Here is an 18,610-nt window from a genome sequence, read left to right on the forward strand (position 1 = left end):
ACTCCGACTCTTTGCCGTCCCTTTCGCGCGAGGCTTACCAATCAGCCCGGGCTACCTGAGTGCCAGTTCAAGAACGGACGTGTAGTATTCGTGGATCGAACGGCAAAGTGCCAGGTCCACCAGATCAGCAGGGCTTGAAGCGGTGCACGTACCAGCAGGTACAACGGGCCCCAGCGATGTCCGCCCATTCCTGTCTGGTTGAAGGCTGCGTAGATGTTGGCGGGAAAGAAGGCGATGAGAACTGCTATCGCCATCAGTCCTGCCAGGCGACGGCTGACGGGAAACAGGATCCCGAGCGCGATCGCGTATTCCGGAACACCCGTCGCGAGGACCAGCGATCTGGCGAACGGCACGAAAGGTGGCAACATCTGGGTCATCGCCTCGGTCTGGGCGTAGTGACCGAGGCCGAAGAAAGCGAATGCGAGCGCGATTCCCAGCACGCCGCCGAACCGCGCCTTCTCAGCTCCCCCGATGACCCATGAGGCGAGAACAGGGAGAAGAAGTAGGCAAAGGATGATGATCGGCGTTGTCATGGGAGAGTTTCCTGATTTGGGTTTAATCAGTGGTTGTTAAGGCCTACGGCTGGAACTCAGCTGAACCGGAAGAGCTTCGCGGCGAGACCTGCGACGGCGAGGCAGGCAACCGCCAACGCGGCGAAGTGTGGAATCGTGGTGGCTGGAGCGTCGCCGAAGCTCACCAGCCGGTGCATGGCATCCATCGTCCAGCCGGCAGGAACAGCCAGTTGCAGTGTTTGCATCCAAGCCGGTGTGACCTCGATCGGCCACCAGGCGCCGCCGAGCGCGGCCATGACCATTGTCAGAAGCATCCCCAGGCCCACGACCTCGCCTTGAGACCTGCCGATCGATCCGACCAGAAGGCCGAGAGACGCGCAAAACGCAGCCCAGCCGAGGAGGACCGCAAGGATCGCGGGCAGCGACGGCCCCCAATCCATGCCGAACAGGAGGGTGCCGACACACATCGCGAAGCCGATCTGCGCCAAAGCCAGCAGCATTCGGCCGAGCCACTTGCCTGCCACAATCTCGCGTCGGGAGAGTGGCGCGGAGGCCAGCCGCCGGAGTATCCCTTGCTCGCGTTCCATCAGCAGCAACACACCGCCGGACGTCAGCAGGACAAGCATCGTGAACATCACGAGGATGCCGGGTATCGTCTGTTCGAATCCCGATGGCACGCGGCCCAGCCGGCCAGCCGCCTCGACCTCGACGGTCAAGGCCCGCGCTTCGTCCGCGAAAGCGGCAATGGTGGATGCATCGTCCCCCCGTGCAGCGACGGCGGCCAGTTCCGCCTGGAGCCTCAGCGCCGCGCGGTGCAGCCGCAGCACCTCGAACTCGGTCGTCGGCGTAGGGTTGCCTGCAAGATACGTGGCGGTCACCGGACCATCGGCGCCGTCCCAAGGCGCCGACAGGCGCAAGATAGGCGCGTCCTCACCCGCCTCGGCGCGGACAAAGCCGCCCTCGGACAGGAGTTCGAGGAACCGCTCCGTTGCCGGATCAGCCTCGAACGGGGCCTCAACAACGATCTCCGAGCCCGTCATCATCGCGCCGAATCCACCGGCGGTCATATTGCCGATGAAGAAGAAGAACACCGGTGGCATGAGAACGAGCCAGAGAAGCGTTGCACGGTCCCTGAGGGCAAAGCGCACGTCGGCATTCGCGATGAACCAGATATTGGCGAGAGTGTGTTTCATAGTGTCCTCCGGTCAGCGGGTTGCAAAGCCAGCCCGCAAGCGCCAGGCGGTCGCGGCGGTCATGGCCAGAGTGGCGGCAACGGAAATGCCAAGGATCGGGACAAACGCGGCCAGTTCGCCGGTGCCGATCAGGTGTGCTTTCAGGGGCTCCAGCATCATCCCGTTGGGCGTCAGGCGGCCGAAAGTGGCGAGGAAGTCCGGCATGCTCTCCAGCGGAAAGAAGCTCCCGCCTACGAGCAGCAGCGGGAAGAACACCAGCGATGAGAACAGGGCGGCTGCCTTTCGCGTTGGGGCGAGCACCTGAATGAGCGAGGCGAGGGCCGACAGCATGAGACCGGCAAGCGTCAGCCATGCCAGCGTGAGCGGCAGGCTCCCCCAATCGAGATCCAGCACCGTGAAGCCCAAGAGGCCAAGGGGGAGGATCACGAGCACCAGGGCGAATGAGGACGACACGACGCGCGCCAGCAGGAAGGTTCCAAGCGGCGCAATGGTGCTCCGCAGCCGACGGAGCGTGCCCATCTCGCGTTCCTGCCACAGGTCTTCCGCCAGTCCCTGGGCGGCTAAGATGACCGACATCATCAGAAGGCCCGGGAAAAACAGCATGGTGAAGCTCGCCTCGCGAGCGCCGTCGGTCGTTTCGACGGCGATCTCGATAGGCGCTTCCGTCAGAAGCGGAAGGGCGCGGAAAAGCTTGGTTGCCGTTCCGCTGGCCAGCGTGCCAATGGCCGCCGCCGTCTCCGGCCCTGCGCCGTCTTCCGCATCCGAGATCAGCTCGCCCATGGTGTCCAGTTCCGGGCCAAACGCCAATTGTGCGTAGCTGCCGAAATCAGCGATCAGGCCGGTCAGTTCCTCTGCCATCTCCGGAAAAATCTGCTGCAATGGATTGACCACCAACCGTAGCGCCTGCGGCTCGGAGGCGAGATAGGCCGTCTGAAATCCGCTGGGGATGACCAGCATCGCCGAGGCGGCGCCTTCGTCGAGCATCGCCCTGCCCGACACGGTGGCCACGGGCTCCAGGATCAGGAGATCACCCAGTTCCTCGCGCGCCAGCATGTCGATGAGCGTTCCGGACAGGAACGAGCCGTCGTCGTCCGCGATCAGGAGATGGACTTTCGGCGTCTCGCCGTCCGACCCGCCCATGACCGCGGAAAGAAGACTTCCGACCAGCAGGGGCACACCGATCCAGATGGCCACGGACCATGGCTGTACGGCGATCCTTTGAAGGTTCTTCAGACCGGATGCGATGAGAAATGTCATGGATCAGGCCCTCAGCTCGGCGCCAGTGAGTTTCAGGAACAAGCTTTCGAGGTTCGGTCGCCGCACGACCGTCTCACGGACCTCGGCACCGGCCTTGGAGAGCGCGTCGAGAAGCCGGGCGAGCCGCGCGGGGCCATCCTCTGTCTCCAGCGTCAGGCGGTCGACGTCTGCTTGCAGAATGGCAACGCCTTCTGGCAGCACGTCGTTAAGCGCAAGATCCGGACCGAAGGCTCCTGTGAGTGTGATGATGTCGCGTTCGCCGACCTGAGCACGCAGCTGAGCCAGCGTGCCCTCGGCGATCTTGCGGCCCTTGTCGACGATTGCGATGCGGTCACAGAGCGATTCCGCCTCTTCCATGTGATGCGTGGTGTAGAGGACGCTCGCGCCGCGCACGATCTGTGCCCGCACCATGTCGAACAGGCGTTCCCGCGATTGTGGGTCGACCCCGACAGTGGGTTCGTCGAGCAGCAGGACATCCGGCTCTTGCACGATCCCGCAGCCAAAGTTCAGCCGGCGCTTCATACCGCCCGAAAAATCTTTCGGCTTGTCCCAGCCGCGATCCACGAGACCGATGACTTCGAGAACGTCGGCCACCCGCTCGGCCAGTTTGGCGCCCCGCAGACCATAGGCCGCGCCCCAGTAGCGCAGGTTCTGAACGACCGAGATATCCTCGTAGATCGCCAGTTCCTGAGGCACGATGCCGAGGCGGGCCTTGGCTGCGCGGGGGCCCCGGATGAGGTCGTGCCCAGAGATCGCGATCTGTCCGGAGCTAGGCGGGATCAGGCCGGAGATGCAGCCGATCGTCGTTGACTTGCCTGCACCGTTGGGGCCGAGCAGGCCGAAGACCTCGCCGGGCTGCATCGTGAAACTGATGTCATCGACGGCAGTGAAGCTGCCGAATTGCTTTGAAAGTGCGTTGACTTCGATCATGGGGACAATCCTCCCGGTCAGTTGGCGTTGGTGAGTGGGATGCGCAGGGACAAGCCGTCGGGCGGTAAGGTGAAGGCGGCCCTGTCGAACGCAGGCGGGCCGAAACGCGCCCGCGCGCCATTGGAGAACGCAAACGCCTCAATGGGGATGCGCAAGGAGCCGGTATCGAGCACGCCATTGCCGTTCGCGTCGTGGATGACCGCGATCCCGTAGCGGCCGGGTGTCAGGTCGAAACTCGCGGTGGCGATGCCCGGCCCGGTGATGGCAATTGTTCGGCTCGCGACGGGTGTTTGCATCCAATTGTCGGCAGCATCGAATACCGACAGGAGGATCTGGCCAGCGGCCGGTGTGGCACCGCTTATCGTGATGTCGAGATCGGCGGCATGAGTCTCTGCGGCAAGTCCCGCGACGATTGCGGCTGTCAGGAGGATGGGTCGTAGCATAGATGGGGTCCTCCGATCAGGCGATTGCGACGGATGCGAATGGCCTTCGCCATGCCGCGATGCCGACGGCCACCAGCGATGCCCCGAACGCTGCAGCGGTGACGCGCGCGGTCATGAGCCCTCCGAGCGGGCTGAGACCGATGCCGAAGGCGAGGGACGAGACGATCAGGGCGAGCGCGACCGGGCGCGGGATCACCTCTCCGCGCATCCATCCCCAACCGAGCAATGCGTAGCCCGCAACGGTAAGCGCCCCGGCGAGCGGAAAGAAAACCGCAACCGGCCCCATGGCGTCGCCCGCTCCGTGTTCCATGATAACCTGGCTGTAGTTGGCGGCCAGGAATGGCGCGATCAGCACTTCGTAGTAGTTGAGCCCGAAGATGAGCTGCATCCCGAAGAACAGCAGGATGTAACCGGCAAGACCCCGTCCGCCCGCCCGCGCCGCACTGATTCCGTAGAGCGCGGTTGTACCAAGCAGTCCGAGCGCCAGAGACAGAGCGAAGAGCGCGTGGATCACAATCCAGAACGGCGCCGCGATGGTCTCAGGCGTCATGTGATGTGGGTGTGCGACATAGGAATAGCCGAGCGCGGCACCGCTGACGATCATGCCAGCGGCGCCTGCACGGGTGATGGCGGAAATGTTCATGGGACGGGTCCTTTCGAATTCGGAGGACGGGATCACATCACCCAAGCGAGGGCGGCCAGATCCAGAGCGGCGCAGGGGCCGCGACCCAGACGAGGATGATGGCGAGCGACTTGTAGAGGCAGAGGTTCTGCATGGGATCGGTCCTTTCAGATGAGCCCGAGAGCGACGGCGATGGTGGAGGCGAAGAAGACGGGGTAGCCGATCAGGAATGCGATCTGCGCATTGCGGATCAGGCAGCGCCCAACCGGATCTTCGGTATGGATCTTGAAGAACTGGCCGAAGATCCCATCGGACGCGAGCGCCAGGCAGAAGATCGCGAGGAAGAGGACTGTCGCGACCTCGGCGGCGAAGACGATGAGATGCATAGCGTGGCTCCTTTCGGGTGTCAGCATGTGGTGCTGCACCCAAAAGCGACCGAATTGCCGATTCCCGGTAGCGATCCTTCGCGGAGCCCTTGTTTTCTTCGCAAATGCCTACGTCGCTGCAGTTCACGTTTCGCGAACTGCGTCAGAAATGCGGACGTTTGGAGTAGTGTTTGGTCAAGCGCTCGGATGATCCGGCGCTATGCTGAAGTCCGTCAGGTGCTAGCAGAAAACACGAGCAGGACGAGACCGATGAGCGCCCAGATCAGAATGACTGGGAGAACGACCCAGTACTGACCCTCTCTAGGCAAGGTCCACGCGCCTTTACCTCTGGCAGCGCTGACGGACCAGAGGCAGGCTATGGGCCAATAAGCTGTGACCCCGAGCGCCGCCGCGAGGGCAACGACCGCCCACGCCTGACCTGTGGCGTGGGCCCCGAGCGCCACTCCCAGCAGCGGCGCGTAGAAGACGAGGTCCGCACCAGCGTAGCCCTTGAAGAAGGCGACACCAACTTCAGTGATGTTTTCGGCTGGTTCTTGGGTCCCTATTCTGACACCGAGCGCGTAGCTGAATGCGGCGCTGCATTGTGCGACCACCAGATAGACGAACAACACCCAGCCGGGGATCTGGATGATCCAGAAGCCTATTCCGCTCATATGTGGCACTCTGGTTTCATAGCGTTTGCGCTCATAGCCAGCCTTCTTCGCGCAGCGTCTTCTCGAAAGACCGTCCCACTGGGATCTGGGTGCCATCGACCGCGATCAGTGTCTTCTTGTGGCGCTCGCGCCGGACATCGCGTATCGCATCGCGAGCAACCCACCAGGACCGATGGACCTGCATGCCGTCCGTCTCCGCGAGGTCGGCTGCCGCATCGCCCATACGGTACAGCGTGAGGCCATCGCCTTCGTCTGTATGCACCCGCAGATAGTGGTCCTCCATCTGCATGTACTGGATGCGCCCATTCAACCCTTCGGGACGGCGCTTCAGTCGCCCGATGGTCGGAATGGCGTTTGCGGCGTCGCTCTGTTCCTGTTCTGCGCGAACCTCCTCTTCGGGGCGCGCGACCGTGAGAATAGGCCAACGCTCCACCAGTGTGTATTGCACCAGGGAGAAGACGAGATTGATCACGGTCACGTTCAGATAGCTCATCCACGGCGGTGGTAGGCCGCCTTCGGGATTAACGATCGTCAGCATCAGCCAGCGCACCTCGAAGGTCAGCGGCACGGCCCCGATGAAGGTCTGCGCCAGAAGAAGAGCCCAGCCGGGCCAGGCTTCCGCCCGGAAGGACGCGCGCACCCCGCGCGAGATCAGCAACATCTGCAGCCAGCCGGCCGTGATCGCGAGGGTCCAGAAGATGCCGACATCGACAAGCCGGTCCGTGTCGTCCTTGGCCACCCAGATCATGAAGGCCGAGGTCGCCAGAATCGCGATGACGTACCGCGCTGTCAGTGAGGGCTGTCTGCCCACCGCCGCTCCTTTGCGCTGCTGCAATTGACGTTTCGTGAACGGTAGCACCGCAGCGTTTGGCGAAACAAGCTTGGCCTTTGCGCAGGAATTGCTGCGCCGCGACCCGTGCTCCGGTTTCTGGAGGGCATGACCCAGGAACACACATATCCCCGAGCCGCCCGGAAACACCTTTCTTCTCTCTGCGGCGCCATTCTTCTTGTCGTAGCGTCGTCGAGCGCCGTTTGGGCGGATGACCTGACCATTTCGGTCGAAGGTTTCTCCGACGACCTAGGGCAAGCCGTTGTCGAGGTCTTTGGCTCCGCCGAGACGTTTCGCGACGGCAAACCGGATGCGGTGTTGACCGCACGGATCGTTGCCCGCGAAGCGACTGTCACGCTGGACGGCTTCGAGGGCACCTATGCCCTTCGCGCCTATCACGACCGCAACCTGAGCGGTTCACTTGAGACCTTGCTGCCGGGCATCGCGCTGGAGCCTTCGGGCTACTCACAGGGCGTTTGGTCCGAGGTGGTTCGGCCTGATTGGGTCCTGGTTTCGTCCACATCGGATATCGAACCGCAGGAGCAGCTGATCCGGCTACGCACCAACGCTTTCGTCGCGTTTGCACAGATGCTCACCGTCGGACTGCCCGGGCTGCTTGCGGTCTTCGTCGGGCTTGCCCTGGTGCGCTGGCTTCGCGGCACACCCCGACCTTCCCGCAGAACTGGAGACGCTTCCCATGAATGATCGCCACACCGTCCGTCTGCCTGTCCTGTTCATCTTTGTGACGCTCACCCTGAATTCCATGGGCGTGGGCTTGATCCTGCCGGTGATGCCGGACCTGATCCGCGAGGTGACCGGCGGCGACATCGCCGCGGCCGCGGCCTGGGGCGGCATTCTGGCCACCTGTTACGCCGTCATGCAGTTCCTGTTTGCGCCGGCGGTTGGTGCGTTGTCAGACCGGTTCGGGCGGCGTCCGGTGTTGCTGGTCTCGCTGGCGGTGATGGCTGCCGACTATGTCGTTCTCGCTCTGGCGGGCTCCATCTGGCTCCTGTTCGCGGCCCGTCTTGTCGGGGGGATCACCTCGGCAACCCAATCCACCGCCTTGGCGCTGATCTCCGATCTCTCCAGGCCCGAGGACAAGGCCAAAAACTTCGGACTGCTCGGTGCAGCCTTCGGGATTGGTTTCGTTCTGGGCCCGGTCATCGGCGGTCTGCTCGCCGAGTTCGGCACCCGCGCGCCGTTCTGGGCCGCAGCGGGCCTGGCCAGCGTGAACCTCGTCTTCGGCGCAAGCGTCCTGAAGGAGACGGTCACAGACGCGATCCGGCGCCCCTTTGTCCTGAGCCGCGCCAACCCCTTCGCCGTCTTCGCCAAGTTGCGCGAGATGCCGGGCCTCCTGCCGATCCTGACGCTGTTCTTCCTCTACGAATTCGCCTTTCTCGTGTTCCCCTCAACCTGGGCATATTTCACACAAGAGCGTTTTGGCTGGGGTGCGGCAACCGTCGGCCTGTCGCTCGCGACCTTCGGGATTGCCATGGCCGTCGTTCAGGGCGGGTTGATCGGGATTGTCCTGAAGCGCCTCGGCGAAGCACGGACAATCGTCTGGGGGTTCATTTTCAACGCTCTCGCCTTCGGACTTGTAGCCATCGTCGCAAGCGGCACGGTCGTCATGCTTCTCGCACCACTCTCCGCGCTTGGCGCGGTGGTCACCCCGGCGCTTCAGGGGCGCATGGCCAATGCCGTCGCCGATGACAGCCAGGGCGAGCTTCAGGGCCTTCTGGCCTCGGTTCGGGCCGTCGCCATGATCTTCTCACCATTCGTGATGACGCAGACCTTCAGCGCGTTCAGCGGTGCCGATGCCATCGCAAACATTCCGGGCGCGGCCTTCCTTCTGGCCATGGGTCTGATGATCGTTGCGCTCGTCATCAACGCATCGCTCTGCCGGACAGAACCTTCCACCCAATCCGCATGACATCCAAACCTTGAAAGGACACCCGCCATGCTCGGCGTCAAGAAACCCTCCATTGCCCGTGACATCCCCGACTGGGTGCCGATCGTCGCGACCATTGCCATACTTGCATTGATCGGAGGCTCGATCATTTCGATCACGGTCTTCGTCAAGGTTCTGACCGGGGCGCTGACGGCCGTGTTCGCTTATCTCGCGGTCTGCTTCGCCTGCCACGCGGTCGCGATGATCTGCGACGTGCTCGTCGGCCTAGGCTCGATCTTCCAAAGCTGGCGCTGATCGGGAGAGCGGATCATGGACACGATTTCGACCGAGAAGCTTCATGGCATTCTGGAACGCGGGGACCCCGTGGTGCGTCGTCCAAGCGTGTATGGGCCGCGGCCATCTCGGCGCAACTTGAACGGCGGCTTTGGTCGCCATTGCTGACATCGGAAACGTCCGCGGCATCCGTCACTTTGGGGCTCGATGCGGTCGTTCTGGCCCGGTTCGGCCGAAGACTGCTTCCAGCCAAGGAAGGTCCGCTTGTCAGGCCAACCGACTGCAAACAGAGAAATACCTGAACTGCGGCAATGTCTGCTCTCGGAACGGATTTCAAAGGCGGTCCGCTGTGCCGCCGCAAGGCAGCTACAAGCCCAAAGGCGACTTCAGCTGATGCCGCGGCATTGGTCAAAACGGACCGGAAACAGTCATTCGCCCCGGCCACAGCTAACCTGCTTCCAGAGCACTATCGGTCGTTCGGATTGCAGGTCTTTCGAGCGTTCGGAGTCCGCAGCGTGGCTGACCATAGGGCGCCCTTCCATTCCAAAAAATTGGATCGAACCATCAAAACCTGGGATCGAACACCTAAAGCCCTGGCAAAGGAACTGCAGCCGTGACTACTGGCGCGAGTGGCAACTAACGAAAGGATATCCGGCAGTGTTCTCGCAAATGGAAGGGAAAACCCGGTTATAGTCTGACCAGGACGTCGGCCTCAAGTGCTGTCTGAGTGACAAGCCTTGCATTGGTGATATCTTTTCGCCTCGCTCGATTGCGCGCCTGCCCTCTCGTAAGACCATGTGCCAACCATCTCTCCATGAGACGTTGCTCCAACTCCGGCTCTGGAACGACCAGCCGGATGGAGACATCCCACCATTTGACCAGATCTCGCCGATCCTCCGCGTCGTGGAGAAGGTAATTCCCTTCCACAACGACGGTTTCGCATTCAGCCAAAACGACTCCGGCGCCGGCGATCGCGATATCCTGCGCGCGATCGAAGAGCGGGTAGTAGACTTCACCGCCCTCGGCCAGCGCCTCGACTAGTCGGTTCACCCCCCTCACGTCGAACGTCTCCGGGGCCCCTTTTCGGTCAAGCAGGCCGCGGGAGACGAGGATGCGATTGTCGAGATGAAACCCGTCCATGAGAACTGCGACCGAAGAACTCCCGGCGGTGGTCAACCGATCGGCAAGTTCGAGAGACAGCGTGGACTTTCCGGATGCCGGCGGGCCGGCCAGGGCAACAAGCCGGCGCCCGTGGGCCGGAGTCGTCGACAGGATACGGTCCGTCAACGCCCCGGCGGATTAGGAAACCCCGTTCACGCGGCGTCTCTCTCGGGGGGGTCCTTTGCGCCAGTCATGAAGGCTACGGCGTCGGACATCGTGTAGTCCTTCGGATCGACCGTGCAAAGCCGCTTTCCGAGGCGGTGGATGTGAATCCGGTCGGCGACCTCGAACACATGCGGCATGTTGTGGCTGATCAGGATGATTGGGATCCCCCGCGCCTTGACGTCCTGGATCAGCTCAAGCACCCGGCGGCTTTCCTTGACCCCGAGAGCTGCGGTCGGCTCGTCCATGATGATGAACTTCGTGGCAAAGGCCGCTGCGCGTGCCACGGCGACTCCTTGGCGCTGGCCGCCGGACAGGGTCTCGACCGGTTGGTTGATGGATTGCACCGTCATCAGCCCGAGTTCGGTGAGCTTGTCGCGGGCGAAGGTTTCCATCTTTTTCCTGTCCAGCATGTGGAAATACTTGCCCCTCCAGCCGTCCTTGCGGATCTCGCGGCCCATGAACATGTTGTCTGCGATGGAGAGGGCTGGGGAGAGCGCGAGCGTCTGGTAGACGATCTCGATCCCCATCTCCCGCGCCTCGATCGGCGAGGTGAAGTTGACTGGCTGGCCCTCGATGAGGATCTCGCCCTCGTCGGGGGTGACTGCGCCGCAGATCGCCTTGACGATGGAGGACTTGCCGGCGCCGTTGTCCCCGATCACAGCGAGGATCTCTCCGTGGCGCAGTTCGAAGTCCGAGTGGTCGATCGCAGTCACGTGGCCGTAGCGCTTGACGATATTGCGACCCTGTACGATTGGTGTTTGATCGATCATTACGCAGAGACCCTTCTGATCCATTGGTCGATGGCGACCGCGATGATGATGAGCCAGCCGATGGCGAAGACTTGCCAGAGCACGTCCACGCCGGCCATCCGCAGGCCGGACTGGAAGACGCCGACGATCAGCGCGCCGAAGAGCGCCCCCATGATCGAGCCACGTCCACCGAAGAGGGAAATGCCACCGATGACGACAGCCGTGATCGATTGCAGGTTCCCTTCGTAGAAGGACTGCGGAGAGATCGAGCCGACCCGGCCGATCGAGGCCCAGGCGGCGACGGCGCAGACGAAACCAGCCAGCATGTAGACGGAGATCAGGACCCGGTCGGTGCGGATACCCGAAAGCTCCGCGGCTTCCTTGTCGTCCCCGATGGCGTAGACATGGCGCCCCCAAGGGGTCTTGTTGAGCATATACCACAGGACGACGAAGACGATGACCATCAGCAACGATCCGAAGGTGATCCGGGCGCCGGCCAGGTCGATCGTGTTGCCGAAGAATTTTAGGAAAGGTGCATGCTCGTCGATGTCGGTGCCCCTAATGGACTGGGCCCCCGAGAGCCACAGAAGGAGCGCGTAGAAGATCGACCATGTGCCCAGCGTCGTGATGAAGGGCGGCAACTTCACCTTGGTGATCAGCAAGCCGTTGAACATCCCGGCCGCGGCCCCTCCGGCAAATCCGACGAGGATCGCGATGCCGCTGGGAACGCCCATGTAGACGGCGAGGTTGCCCATGATCACGGACATCAGCACCATGATTGCGGCGACGCTGAGGTCGATGCCGGCGGTGATGATGATCATGGATTGTGCTGCGGCCAGTATACCGATGATCGAGACCTGTTGCAGGATCAGGCTAAGGTTGAAGGCCGAAAAGAACTTGCCCCCGGCGATCAGTCCGAACGCGATCAGGCTTATTGCCAGCACGATGACCGGAACGAGCGTCGGGTTGTCGTGCAGGATGTGCTGCACCCTGTCGAGGGGCGAGTGGCGGTTGGTCTCGAACTCAGCGACCTTGGCCTCGCTCCGGTCCAGCGTTCTTTCGAAGTCCTGGCCCGTCCGGACCGGTTCGGTTGAGTCTGACATGGATATCTCCCCCTGCCTGAGCATAGCGCAGACAGGTTTGTGTTTCATGCTCCGGGAATGGGACTGGCAGCGACGCGCACGGCGTCACTGCCTTAGGAGGTCAGGCTGAGTCAGCCCCAGCACTTCCCGAGACCGTCCGCGGACGAGAGCGAAGGAATGCCGTCGACGGGCTGGTCGGTGATCAGTTCGACGCCTGTGTTGTAGAAGTCGAGCCCTTCGGTATTCTCGGGTTTCGCCCCGGTCTCCGCGAAGTTCTTGATCGCCTCGATACCCTTGGAGGCCATCAGGAGAGGGAACTGCATGGAGGTCGCGCCGATAATGCCGGCCTCGACATCTTTCACGCCCGGGCAGCCTCCGTCGACCGAGACAATCAGCACGCCCTCTTCCTTGCCGGCGGCCTTGAGGGCCTCGTAGGCGCCCGCTGCTGCGGGTTCGTTGATCGTGTAGACGACGTTGATGTCCGGATCGACCTGCAGAAGGTTCTCCATCGCGGTCCTGCCGCCGTCGGGCGAGCCATCGGTCACATCGTTGCCAACAATGCGCGGGTCATCCTCGTCGCCGATGTCCTTGGGGTCCTTTACGTCGATGCCGAAGCCTGTCAGGAAGCCCTGGTCGCGCTGATAGTCTACCGAGACCTCCGAGGCGTTGAGGTCCAGAAGCGCGATCTTGGCGTTCGCGGCCTGGTCGCCAAGCGTTGCAGCGGCCCACTGGCCAATCAGTTCGCCGGCCTTGAAATTGTCGGTGGCGAAAGTGGCGTCGGCCGCATCGGCGGGCTCGAACTGCGTATCGAGGGCGATGACCAGGGCACCGGCATCCCGGGCTTGAGTGATGACCGGCACGAGGGCGCGGCTGTCGGTGGGTGTGATCAGGATCCCCTTGGCACCGGCCGCGATGCAGGATTCCACTGCCGCGACCTGGGTTTCGACGTCGCCGTCGTACTTTCCGGCAAAGGCGGAAAGCTCGATACCGGCTTCTTCGGCGGCCGCGGTCGCGCCTTCCTTCATCTTGACGAAGAAGGGGTTGGTGTCGGTCTTGGTGATTAGGCAGGCGGTGGTCTCGGCATAGGCGCTTCCAACCATTGCGATAGTGGCAAACGCAGACGTGGTAATTAGTTTTTTCATTGGTTCCTCCCGCGAAACTCGCTTCATCGTCTGGATCGGGCTCCTCCCAGACCCAGGCCCGCAACCTCCGAACGGCTGCAGGTCTGGCCCTAAAAGGCCCGATTCTGTTGGTCCTGTCAATTAGTTTGTAAACTTTACTTATTAATGATTGTTCGATACCTTTCCATTGTTAAGGGAGGGACCTATGGTCGGGCCCATGGACGGAGCAAGTATCACTGAACGACGCGCAGGTGTGAACCAAAGCGGGATACGCGACTATAATGAGCGCCTTATCCTGTCGCTTCTTCAGCGCCTCGATGCGGTGTCCGGTGCAGATCTCTCCCGGCGCACGGGCTTGTCCCGACCGACCGTCTCGACAATCCTTCGAAAGCTGGAAGACGACGGCCTCGTCCGGCGCGGCGATCCGATCCGCGGCAAGATCGGTAAACCGTCGATCCCAATTGAACTGGACCCGAACGGCGTCTTCTCGCTCGGACTGAAGGTTGGGCGCAGAAGTGCGGATCTGCTGTTGATCGACTTCATGGGGGAAGTGAAACGGCAGATCCACACATCCTACGAGTATCCTCTCCCGGATGCGGTCTTCGGTTTCCTCCAGGAAGGGCTGGAGTCTCTACTCGGAGACCTGCCGCGGGATCTTCGCGACCGGGTCTGCGGCATCGGCATCGGCACGCCGTTCGAGCTTTGGAAATGGAGCAATCTCGTCGGGCCCGCATCGGAGAAGTTCCGGTCATGGAAGGACGTGAACTTCGCAGGTGAGGTCTCGCGCTTCACCGACCTGCCGGTTTTCGTCGTCAACGATGCGACGGCCGCCTGCCATGCCGAGCACCTTTACGGTCGGGGGAAGGAGTTCCGAGACTACGCCTACTTCTTCATCGGCTCCTTCATCGGGGGCGGCGTGGCGCTGAATGGGACGGTGTTCGAGGGCAACCAGGGAAATGCCGGTGCCCTCGGGTCTATTCGGAGCACCGGGCCGCTCGGCGAGAGCCAGCAGCTGATCGACGTGGCTTCCCTCCACTTGTTGGAGGCAAGGCTGATCGAAGCCGGCATCGACCCCCAACACATGTGGCGCCTTCCCCAGGACTGGAGCTCCATTGCGCGTTACGTGAACCCCTGGATCGGGGAGACTGCACAGGAGCTTGCCAAGGCTTCGCTGTCTGTATGTTCCGTCATCGATTTCGAAACCGTCCTGATCGATGGCGCCTTCCCCAAGGACGTCAGAGATGAACTCGTCGAAAGGGTCAGCCGTTACCTCGTCCACCAGGACAAGCGGGGATTGATCGCGCCACGTATCGAGGCGGGGAGCGTCGGGGAAAACGCCAGAGGCATCGGCGCGGCGAGCAGCCCCATCTTCAGCCAGTTCTTGCTAAACACCAATGCAGGTCTCTCGGCGATATGAGAGTGGTGCTGGATTTTCCGATTGTTTCGATCAAGATCCAGAAATACGTCGCCGGCCAAGGTTTGGGGTTTCAACACATCGACAAGTGGATCTGGATGTCTCCGTTGCGAAAGACTCGTTGGCGGACAATGTTGCACTTCCGAAGTATCGTGTCCGTAAGAAGTTCCGCTTTGCGCAGTGAGCGGCACCGTCATCAACTGCCGCTAACGGCAGCAATGTCCGCAACCCGGTCATAGACCGCCCGATCCTCGCTGCGCCTAAGACGAACGGCCGCTTTCTTGGCTGCAGCGCAGCTTGGTTCGCGGATCGGACCGGGCGATCAGTTCGTGGTTGAAGCGAAGGAAGCGATTTCTATCAAGCCGCCTTGGGGTCAACTCGGCCATCTGGGTCTAATTGTCGGATAACCGCAGTGACGGCAAATCTTCCGGTCCGTTAACACATCCCGTCAGGCTGCTTCCTGCGCAAGTTGCCGGTCATCCAGTCCGGTTGTCTCGCAAGCGGAGAAATTCATTGTGTAATACGACGTACCAAATGGCCGCCACCCGACGTCGATGCAGCTAGTGGCAGGAAGGACCCAAAGCCGACCATTGCCGCCCCAAAGCACGGAAGTTAGACGGGCAAGACCATGTGATAGTGAGTTCCCACGCTGTAGTTGTTCTCAAGTTCTGGAACTCGAGTTTCCACGGCAACCTGCATTCCAATCCTCTCATAAAACTGAACAGCGTCATTCTCCGCGGCAACGTCCAAGCAAATTCGCTTGCACCCGGCGTCCCGTGCCTTCGCCTCGGCGACATCAACCAGTCGTCGCCCGACACCCATGCGTCGTGCGTTTTTTGGAAACCGCCAGATCAAAGACGAAGTAGGACCCATCCAGCCCGTGCGGAAATAGCTGCGCCATGAGGTCGAAGGCGTGGTCAAGGTGCTTTCGGAACGCAGGGCTTTCGTTTTGCCCTTGTCGTCCACGGGTACGGACGAAGTGCTCGTCAAACTCTTCAAGCGTGTGGGTGACGAGGACGCCGAGGATCTCCTCTCCCTGCATGGCGAGCGTGGTTTGCTTGTGGCAAACAATGCCTTGGACCTCCGGCCAATCGTAAGCAAAGACACGTCTCCAACGCTCCTCAGATCCAAACAGAAATTTCATCAGAGGAGGGTCAACAGTCCAGATTAGATCGGCGACTGGCTCCGGCGGTTGATTGGCCTTCGCTGGAAGAATAGACAATTCCATTGCTGAACGACCCTCTCGATGCTTGGCTCCCTGTCTCACCATGCACCATTCCGATACGAGTTTCCAAACCGGAGACATTTGCATTGCGCCAACGGGCACATCTCTTGAACGGCTGAGTGTCCGCTTCGTCCAAGTCCGTTTTTTTGACCTTGATGCAGGGTGTCTCGAATCTCCGGTTCCCACTTCTCTGACCAGATGCCGGAAGCGGACGGCAAGAAATGCTGCACTTGCTGCGAAGGTCCGCAAAGTCGGCAAAGCCGCCGGTCCATTCATCCACACCGACCGACCGCCTCCTGCGCATTGCGGTCAGTGGTCGACTTCGAGCGACCGGCCGAGATGCGAGGTAACTCCCTTTTGCTCGTGCAGCGAAGCTTGCGTCCACCAGATCGCCAAGTCCCGAAATCAGTCGCGGCGATGAAGCAAAGCTTGCCGTAAGCGGTCGTTGAACACGGCTAAAATGGCTCGAAACCAGACCGGTCGTTCGTTGCGGGCGCGACAGACGTCTCACTAGCGGACATTGCTGCCATTTGCCTTATCAATTCCAATGGCCGGTCTTGCACTTTGTATTTTTTGAGCGCGATAGCGACAATCACATTGCACTGGAATGGACACGCTTCACTGATAGCGCCCTCGCCATGCCGCTGGCGACGTTCCGAAACAGTTTTTGAAGGCGCGTGAGAATGCGGCTTCGGTGCCGTAGCATGACTTGATGGCAATCTTGGCAATACTATCTGACGTCCTTCGTAAGTCTTGCGAAGCGAGAAATAGTCGGCAATGACGCAAGTATTGCATAGGCGACATGTCGAGCTTGCTCTTAAAGTTGGCTGACAGGGAACTCTTTGATTGGCCGGACTCGGTTGCGAGCTTCGCCAATGTCCAGTTTTTTCGCGGGTTCCTGTGAATGTGTGCCAGACAATTTGATAACCCCTTGTCTTGAATGGCAGCCATCCAGCCTACAGCTTTGGTTGGTGCCTCCAAAATCTGCCTCCGCAACACTTCAAGCAAAGCGACTTCCGTTAGCCGTTCAAGCACCTGAGGGCTACCGATCTGCGGCTGGTCAACCTCGTTGACGATCTGCACGATGATCGCGGCCAGCCAGTCGTCGGCATCACCTTTCCGCGACTGGGTACTAACATGCACACGCTCCGGAAGATGCGGAGACCTGTTCCTGTCTGCCATCTGCATCGCAGCAACTGTCATCTTTTGGCTGCCAAAATGAGTCCTGACCCTAAGAGACAGACTTGAAGTCGATAGCCGCAGATGTCAGTTAAGCAGCTAGGAATCTTGAAATTGCAGCCTCCTGCACTTCAGGGTTGCGACAATCCAGGATCTCGAAGCATCGACAATGGTAGCAACTTTGGTAGCAACTTTGGTAGCAACTTTCGCGGAGGGTCCACTTTGTACGGCTATGCGTTCCGTCTTCTACGCCTCTATTGGCGTCCCATTCTGGCAGCATCGGCACTTCTGTTTGCGCTCGAACTCAAAGTAGCTAGCCCACCGTATCTCAATATGATTCCCAATATAGTGGCGTTTGGTTATTTGGCCTTCTACTTCTACGTTTCCTTGCTGACGGGTAATGCTGTCGAAATGTGGAAAAAGTCGGAGACGAAGGTTCCGATGCGAATTCAGTACTGGCTCGCGTACCTGTTTCCGGTTGTTACTGCTTTTGCCATTTTGGGCGCATTCGGATTACTTGTCGGACATCTCCTCCCGCGGGAGTCTGCGGTCATCTCGGCTCTTTTTCTATCATTTACTACCCTCCCTATACTGGTTTGCTTGCTTGGAACCATGATTCCCGCTGCAGTTCTCGGTTTACCTATAGGATTGTCGGTAACGTTGAATAGGGCGCGAAGCACATTCTGGTTTATCATGGTGCGTCTTGTGGCCGGTCCAGGCGTATGCTTGATCGGCTTGGCTCTGTTGGCAATGCAACTAAACCACTACGGGCTAATCAAGAATGTACCAGGGAACGCATCGGATCCTTTAGTTTGCGACGTTGCTTGGGGTGTTGGAACCAATATTTTTGATTTTTTTGTTGGCGCGCTGGTCGCCTCGATACTGTCGATGGCCTACCTCCGATCTGAGGAAAATCGCAATCCAGTTCTGCCGCCTAAGTCAACTCTTCCTGTCTCCAAGGAAAAGAAGGGGCGCTAGAAGACAATGTGGTTTTGCGATCCACACGCAAGAGCCAAAACCCTTGGTGCGGACAAGATCTATATCCGTAGGTTCTGGTTTGTGGTCCTTTGTTTTTGGGTATGAAACTTCTTTTTGTTGCACTACCCAGATGCGTCTCGGTTCTTCAACCCACGTTTCAAGGTAAGTGTACTGTTGGAATTTTCCATTCCATGCGTACTCATTTGGAAGGGAATCTCCGCCCTTAAAAACCGCTCAAAGGGAAAGAGGGATAGAGATGGATCTCAACTTCGGTCAGCTCAACGAAGACGGCGAACTCGAAATATACGGTGATATCGCGGCGGTGAGCCAAGCGACTACAGGTGTCGTTTCTACCCGATATGGCGATATGGTTGGGCATTTTGTCGACTTGACCATGAGTACGCTACAGGAATTGTCAGATGGAGGGATAACTACTAGGGTCAGGACCCATAAACCTTCTTGAGCCCGTTGGACGATCGTGCTTCACGCTGCCAAACAATGGGGGCAGCATGAGCGACTACCACTGGTT

21 protein-coding genes and 2 pseudogenes are annotated in these 18,610 nt (G+C 60.4%); 6 read left to right on the forward strand and 17 right to left on the reverse strand.

Annotation, left to right across the window (positions count from 1 at the left end):
• Positions 1-41 precede the first annotated feature (41 nt).
• The 9 genes from CLV78_RS22860 to CLV78_RS22900 all read right to left on the reverse strand — a co-directional run bounded on the left by CLV78_RS22860 (position 42) and on the right by CLV78_RS22900 (position 6,807).
• Positions 42-533, reverse strand: coding sequence for a DoxX family protein (locus CLV78_RS22860; RefSeq protein ID WP_106208379.1), 492 nt, complete (start codon positions 531-533; stop codon positions 42-44).
• Positions 534-589: 56 nt separating this feature from the next.
• The gene (locus CLV78_RS22865) at positions 590-1,705 is read right to left on the reverse strand and encodes an ABC transporter permease (protein WP_106208381.1); all 1,116 of its coding nucleotides are present in this window, start codon (positions 1,703-1,705) and stop codon (positions 590-592) included.
• A gap of 12 nt (positions 1,706-1,717) precedes the next feature.
• Complete coding sequence (locus CLV78_RS22870; protein ID WP_106208383.1) at positions 1,718-2,962, reverse strand: ABC transporter permease; 1,245 nt, start codon at positions 2,960-2,962, stop codon at positions 1,718-1,720.
• Between the two features lie 3 nt (positions 2,963-2,965).
• Complete coding sequence (locus CLV78_RS22875; RefSeq protein WP_106208385.1) at positions 2,966-3,892, reverse strand: ABC transporter ATP-binding protein; 927 nt, start codon at positions 3,890-3,892, stop codon at positions 2,966-2,968.
• A 17-nt stretch (positions 3,893-3,909) separates the two neighbouring features.
• A complete protein-coding gene (locus tag CLV78_RS22880; protein ID WP_106208387.1) occupies positions 3,910-4,335 on the reverse strand; it encodes a DUF2141 domain-containing protein in 426 nt (141 codons plus the stop codon).
• A gap of 16 nt (positions 4,336-4,351) precedes the next feature.
• Positions 4,352-4,978, reverse strand: coding sequence for a hypothetical protein (locus CLV78_RS22885; RefSeq protein ID WP_106208389.1), 627 nt, complete (start codon positions 4,976-4,978; stop codon positions 4,352-4,354).
• A gap of 146 nt (positions 4,979-5,124) precedes the next feature.
• Positions 5,125-5,343 (reverse strand): hypothetical protein, encoded by a 219-nt coding sequence (locus tag CLV78_RS22890; protein WP_106208391.1) that lies wholly within the window; start codon positions 5,341-5,343, stop codon positions 5,125-5,127.
• 212 nt (positions 5,344-5,555) lie between these two features.
• Positions 5,556-5,996, reverse strand: coding sequence for a hypothetical protein (locus CLV78_RS22895; protein ID WP_106208393.1), 441 nt, complete (start codon positions 5,994-5,996; stop codon positions 5,556-5,558).
• Between the two features lie 31 nt (positions 5,997-6,027).
• Positions 6,028-6,807 carry a LytTR family DNA-binding domain-containing protein gene (locus CLV78_RS22900; protein WP_211301062.1) on the reverse strand — a complete coding sequence of 260 codons (780 nt, stop codon included), beginning with the start codon at positions 6,805-6,807 and terminating at the stop codon, positions 6,028-6,030.
• A gap of 126 nt (positions 6,808-6,933) precedes the next feature.
• Between CLV78_RS22900 and CLV78_RS22905 the strand changes: the two genes are divergently transcribed.
• From CLV78_RS22905 to CLV78_RS22915, 3 genes are read left to right on the forward strand one after another with little or no spacing between them, the layout of a single operon-like run.
• Positions 6,934-7,530 (forward strand): DUF2141 domain-containing protein, encoded by a 597-nt coding sequence (locus tag CLV78_RS22905; RefSeq protein ID WP_146136772.1) that lies wholly within the window; start codon positions 6,934-6,936, stop codon positions 7,528-7,530.
• Positions 7,523-8,755, forward strand: a complete 1,233-nt coding sequence (locus CLV78_RS22910) for a TCR/Tet family MFS transporter (RefSeq protein WP_106208397.1) — start codon at positions 7,523-7,525, stop codon at positions 8,753-8,755. The genes CLV78_RS22905 and CLV78_RS22910 overlap by 8 nt, the downstream gene beginning before the upstream one ends.
• A 27-nt stretch (positions 8,756-8,782) precedes the next feature.
• The gene (locus tag CLV78_RS22915; RefSeq protein WP_106208399.1) at positions 8,783-9,028 is read left to right on the forward strand and encodes a hypothetical protein; all 246 of its coding nucleotides are present in this window, start codon (positions 8,783-8,785) and stop codon (positions 9,026-9,028) included.
• A gap of 666 nt (positions 9,029-9,694) precedes the next feature.
• Here the strand turns inward: CLV78_RS22915 and CLV78_RS22920 are convergent.
• The 4 genes from CLV78_RS22920 to CLV78_RS22935 form a co-directional block, all read right to left on the reverse strand.
• Positions 9,695-10,294: a nucleoside/nucleotide kinase family protein gene (locus tag CLV78_RS22920; RefSeq protein WP_106208401.1), complete on the reverse strand. Its 600-nt coding sequence runs from the start codon at positions 10,292-10,294 to the stop codon at positions 9,695-9,697.
• 26 nt (positions 10,295-10,320) lie between these two features.
• The gene (locus CLV78_RS22925) at positions 10,321-11,127 is read right to left on the reverse strand and encodes an ATP-binding cassette domain-containing protein (protein WP_106208403.1); all 807 of its coding nucleotides are present in this window, start codon (positions 11,125-11,127) and stop codon (positions 10,321-10,323) included.
• The gene (locus tag CLV78_RS22930; protein ID WP_106208405.1) at positions 11,103-12,185 is read right to left on the reverse strand and encodes an ABC transporter permease; all 1,083 of its coding nucleotides are present in this window, start codon (positions 12,183-12,185) and stop codon (positions 11,103-11,105) included. Before CLV78_RS22930 ends, CLV78_RS22925 begins: the two co-directional genes overlap by 25 nt.
• Positions 12,186-12,295: 110 nt before the next feature.
• Complete coding sequence (locus CLV78_RS22935; RefSeq protein ID WP_106208407.1) at positions 12,296-13,306, reverse strand: substrate-binding domain-containing protein; 1,011 nt, start codon at positions 13,304-13,306, stop codon at positions 12,296-12,298.
• A 184-nt stretch (positions 13,307-13,490) separates the two neighbouring features.
• Here CLV78_RS22935 and CLV78_RS22940 point away from each other — a divergent pair, with 184 nt between their 5' ends.
• Positions 13,491-14,702, forward strand: a complete 1,212-nt coding sequence (locus CLV78_RS22940) for an ROK family transcriptional regulator (RefSeq protein ID WP_245925267.1) — start codon at positions 13,491-13,493, stop codon at positions 14,700-14,702.
• A gap of 609 nt (positions 14,703-15,311) precedes the next feature.
• Here the strand turns inward: CLV78_RS22940 and CLV78_RS25025 are convergent.
• From CLV78_RS25025 to CLV78_RS24880, 4 genes and pseudogenes are all read right to left on the reverse strand, one after another.
• The gene (locus tag CLV78_RS25025; protein WP_425427979.1) at positions 15,312-15,572 is read right to left on the reverse strand and encodes a GNAT family N-acetyltransferase; all 261 of its coding nucleotides are present in this window, start codon (positions 15,570-15,572) and stop codon (positions 15,312-15,314) included.
• The gene (locus CLV78_RS24685; RefSeq protein ID WP_158263649.1) at positions 15,496-15,927 is read right to left on the reverse strand and encodes a hypothetical protein; all 432 of its coding nucleotides are present in this window, start codon (positions 15,925-15,927) and stop codon (positions 15,496-15,498) included. Before CLV78_RS24685 ends, CLV78_RS25025 begins: the two co-directional genes overlap by 77 nt.
• A 615-nt stretch (positions 15,928-16,542) precedes the next feature.
• The gene (locus CLV78_RS24875; RefSeq protein ID WP_342751848.1) at positions 16,543-16,875 is read right to left on the reverse strand and encodes a helix-turn-helix domain-containing protein; all 333 of its coding nucleotides are present in this window, start codon (positions 16,873-16,875) and stop codon (positions 16,543-16,545) included.
• A 93-nt stretch (positions 16,876-16,968) separates the two neighbouring features.
• A pseudogene (locus tag CLV78_RS24880) lies at positions 16,969-17,076 on the reverse strand (hypothetical protein); the annotation flags it as partial.
• Here CLV78_RS24880 and CLV78_RS24690 point away from each other — a divergent pair.
• Positions 17,066-17,146, forward strand: a pseudogene (locus CLV78_RS24690) (IS5/IS1182 family transposase); the annotation flags it as partial. The pseudogenes CLV78_RS24880 and CLV78_RS24690 overlap by 11 nt on opposite strands.
• 41 nt (positions 17,147-17,187) lie before the next feature.
• Entirely contained in the window at positions 17,188-18,081 is an 894-nt protein-coding gene (locus CLV78_RS22960) for a hypothetical protein (protein WP_146136774.1), read from the forward strand.
• Positions 18,082-18,610: the final 529 nt, after the last annotated feature.

The sequence above is a fragment of the Aliiruegeria haliotis genome, assembly GCF_003003255.1.
GTDB classification, from domain to species: domain Bacteria; phylum Pseudomonadota; class Alphaproteobacteria; order Rhodobacterales; family Rhodobacteraceae; genus Tropicimonas; species Tropicimonas haliotis.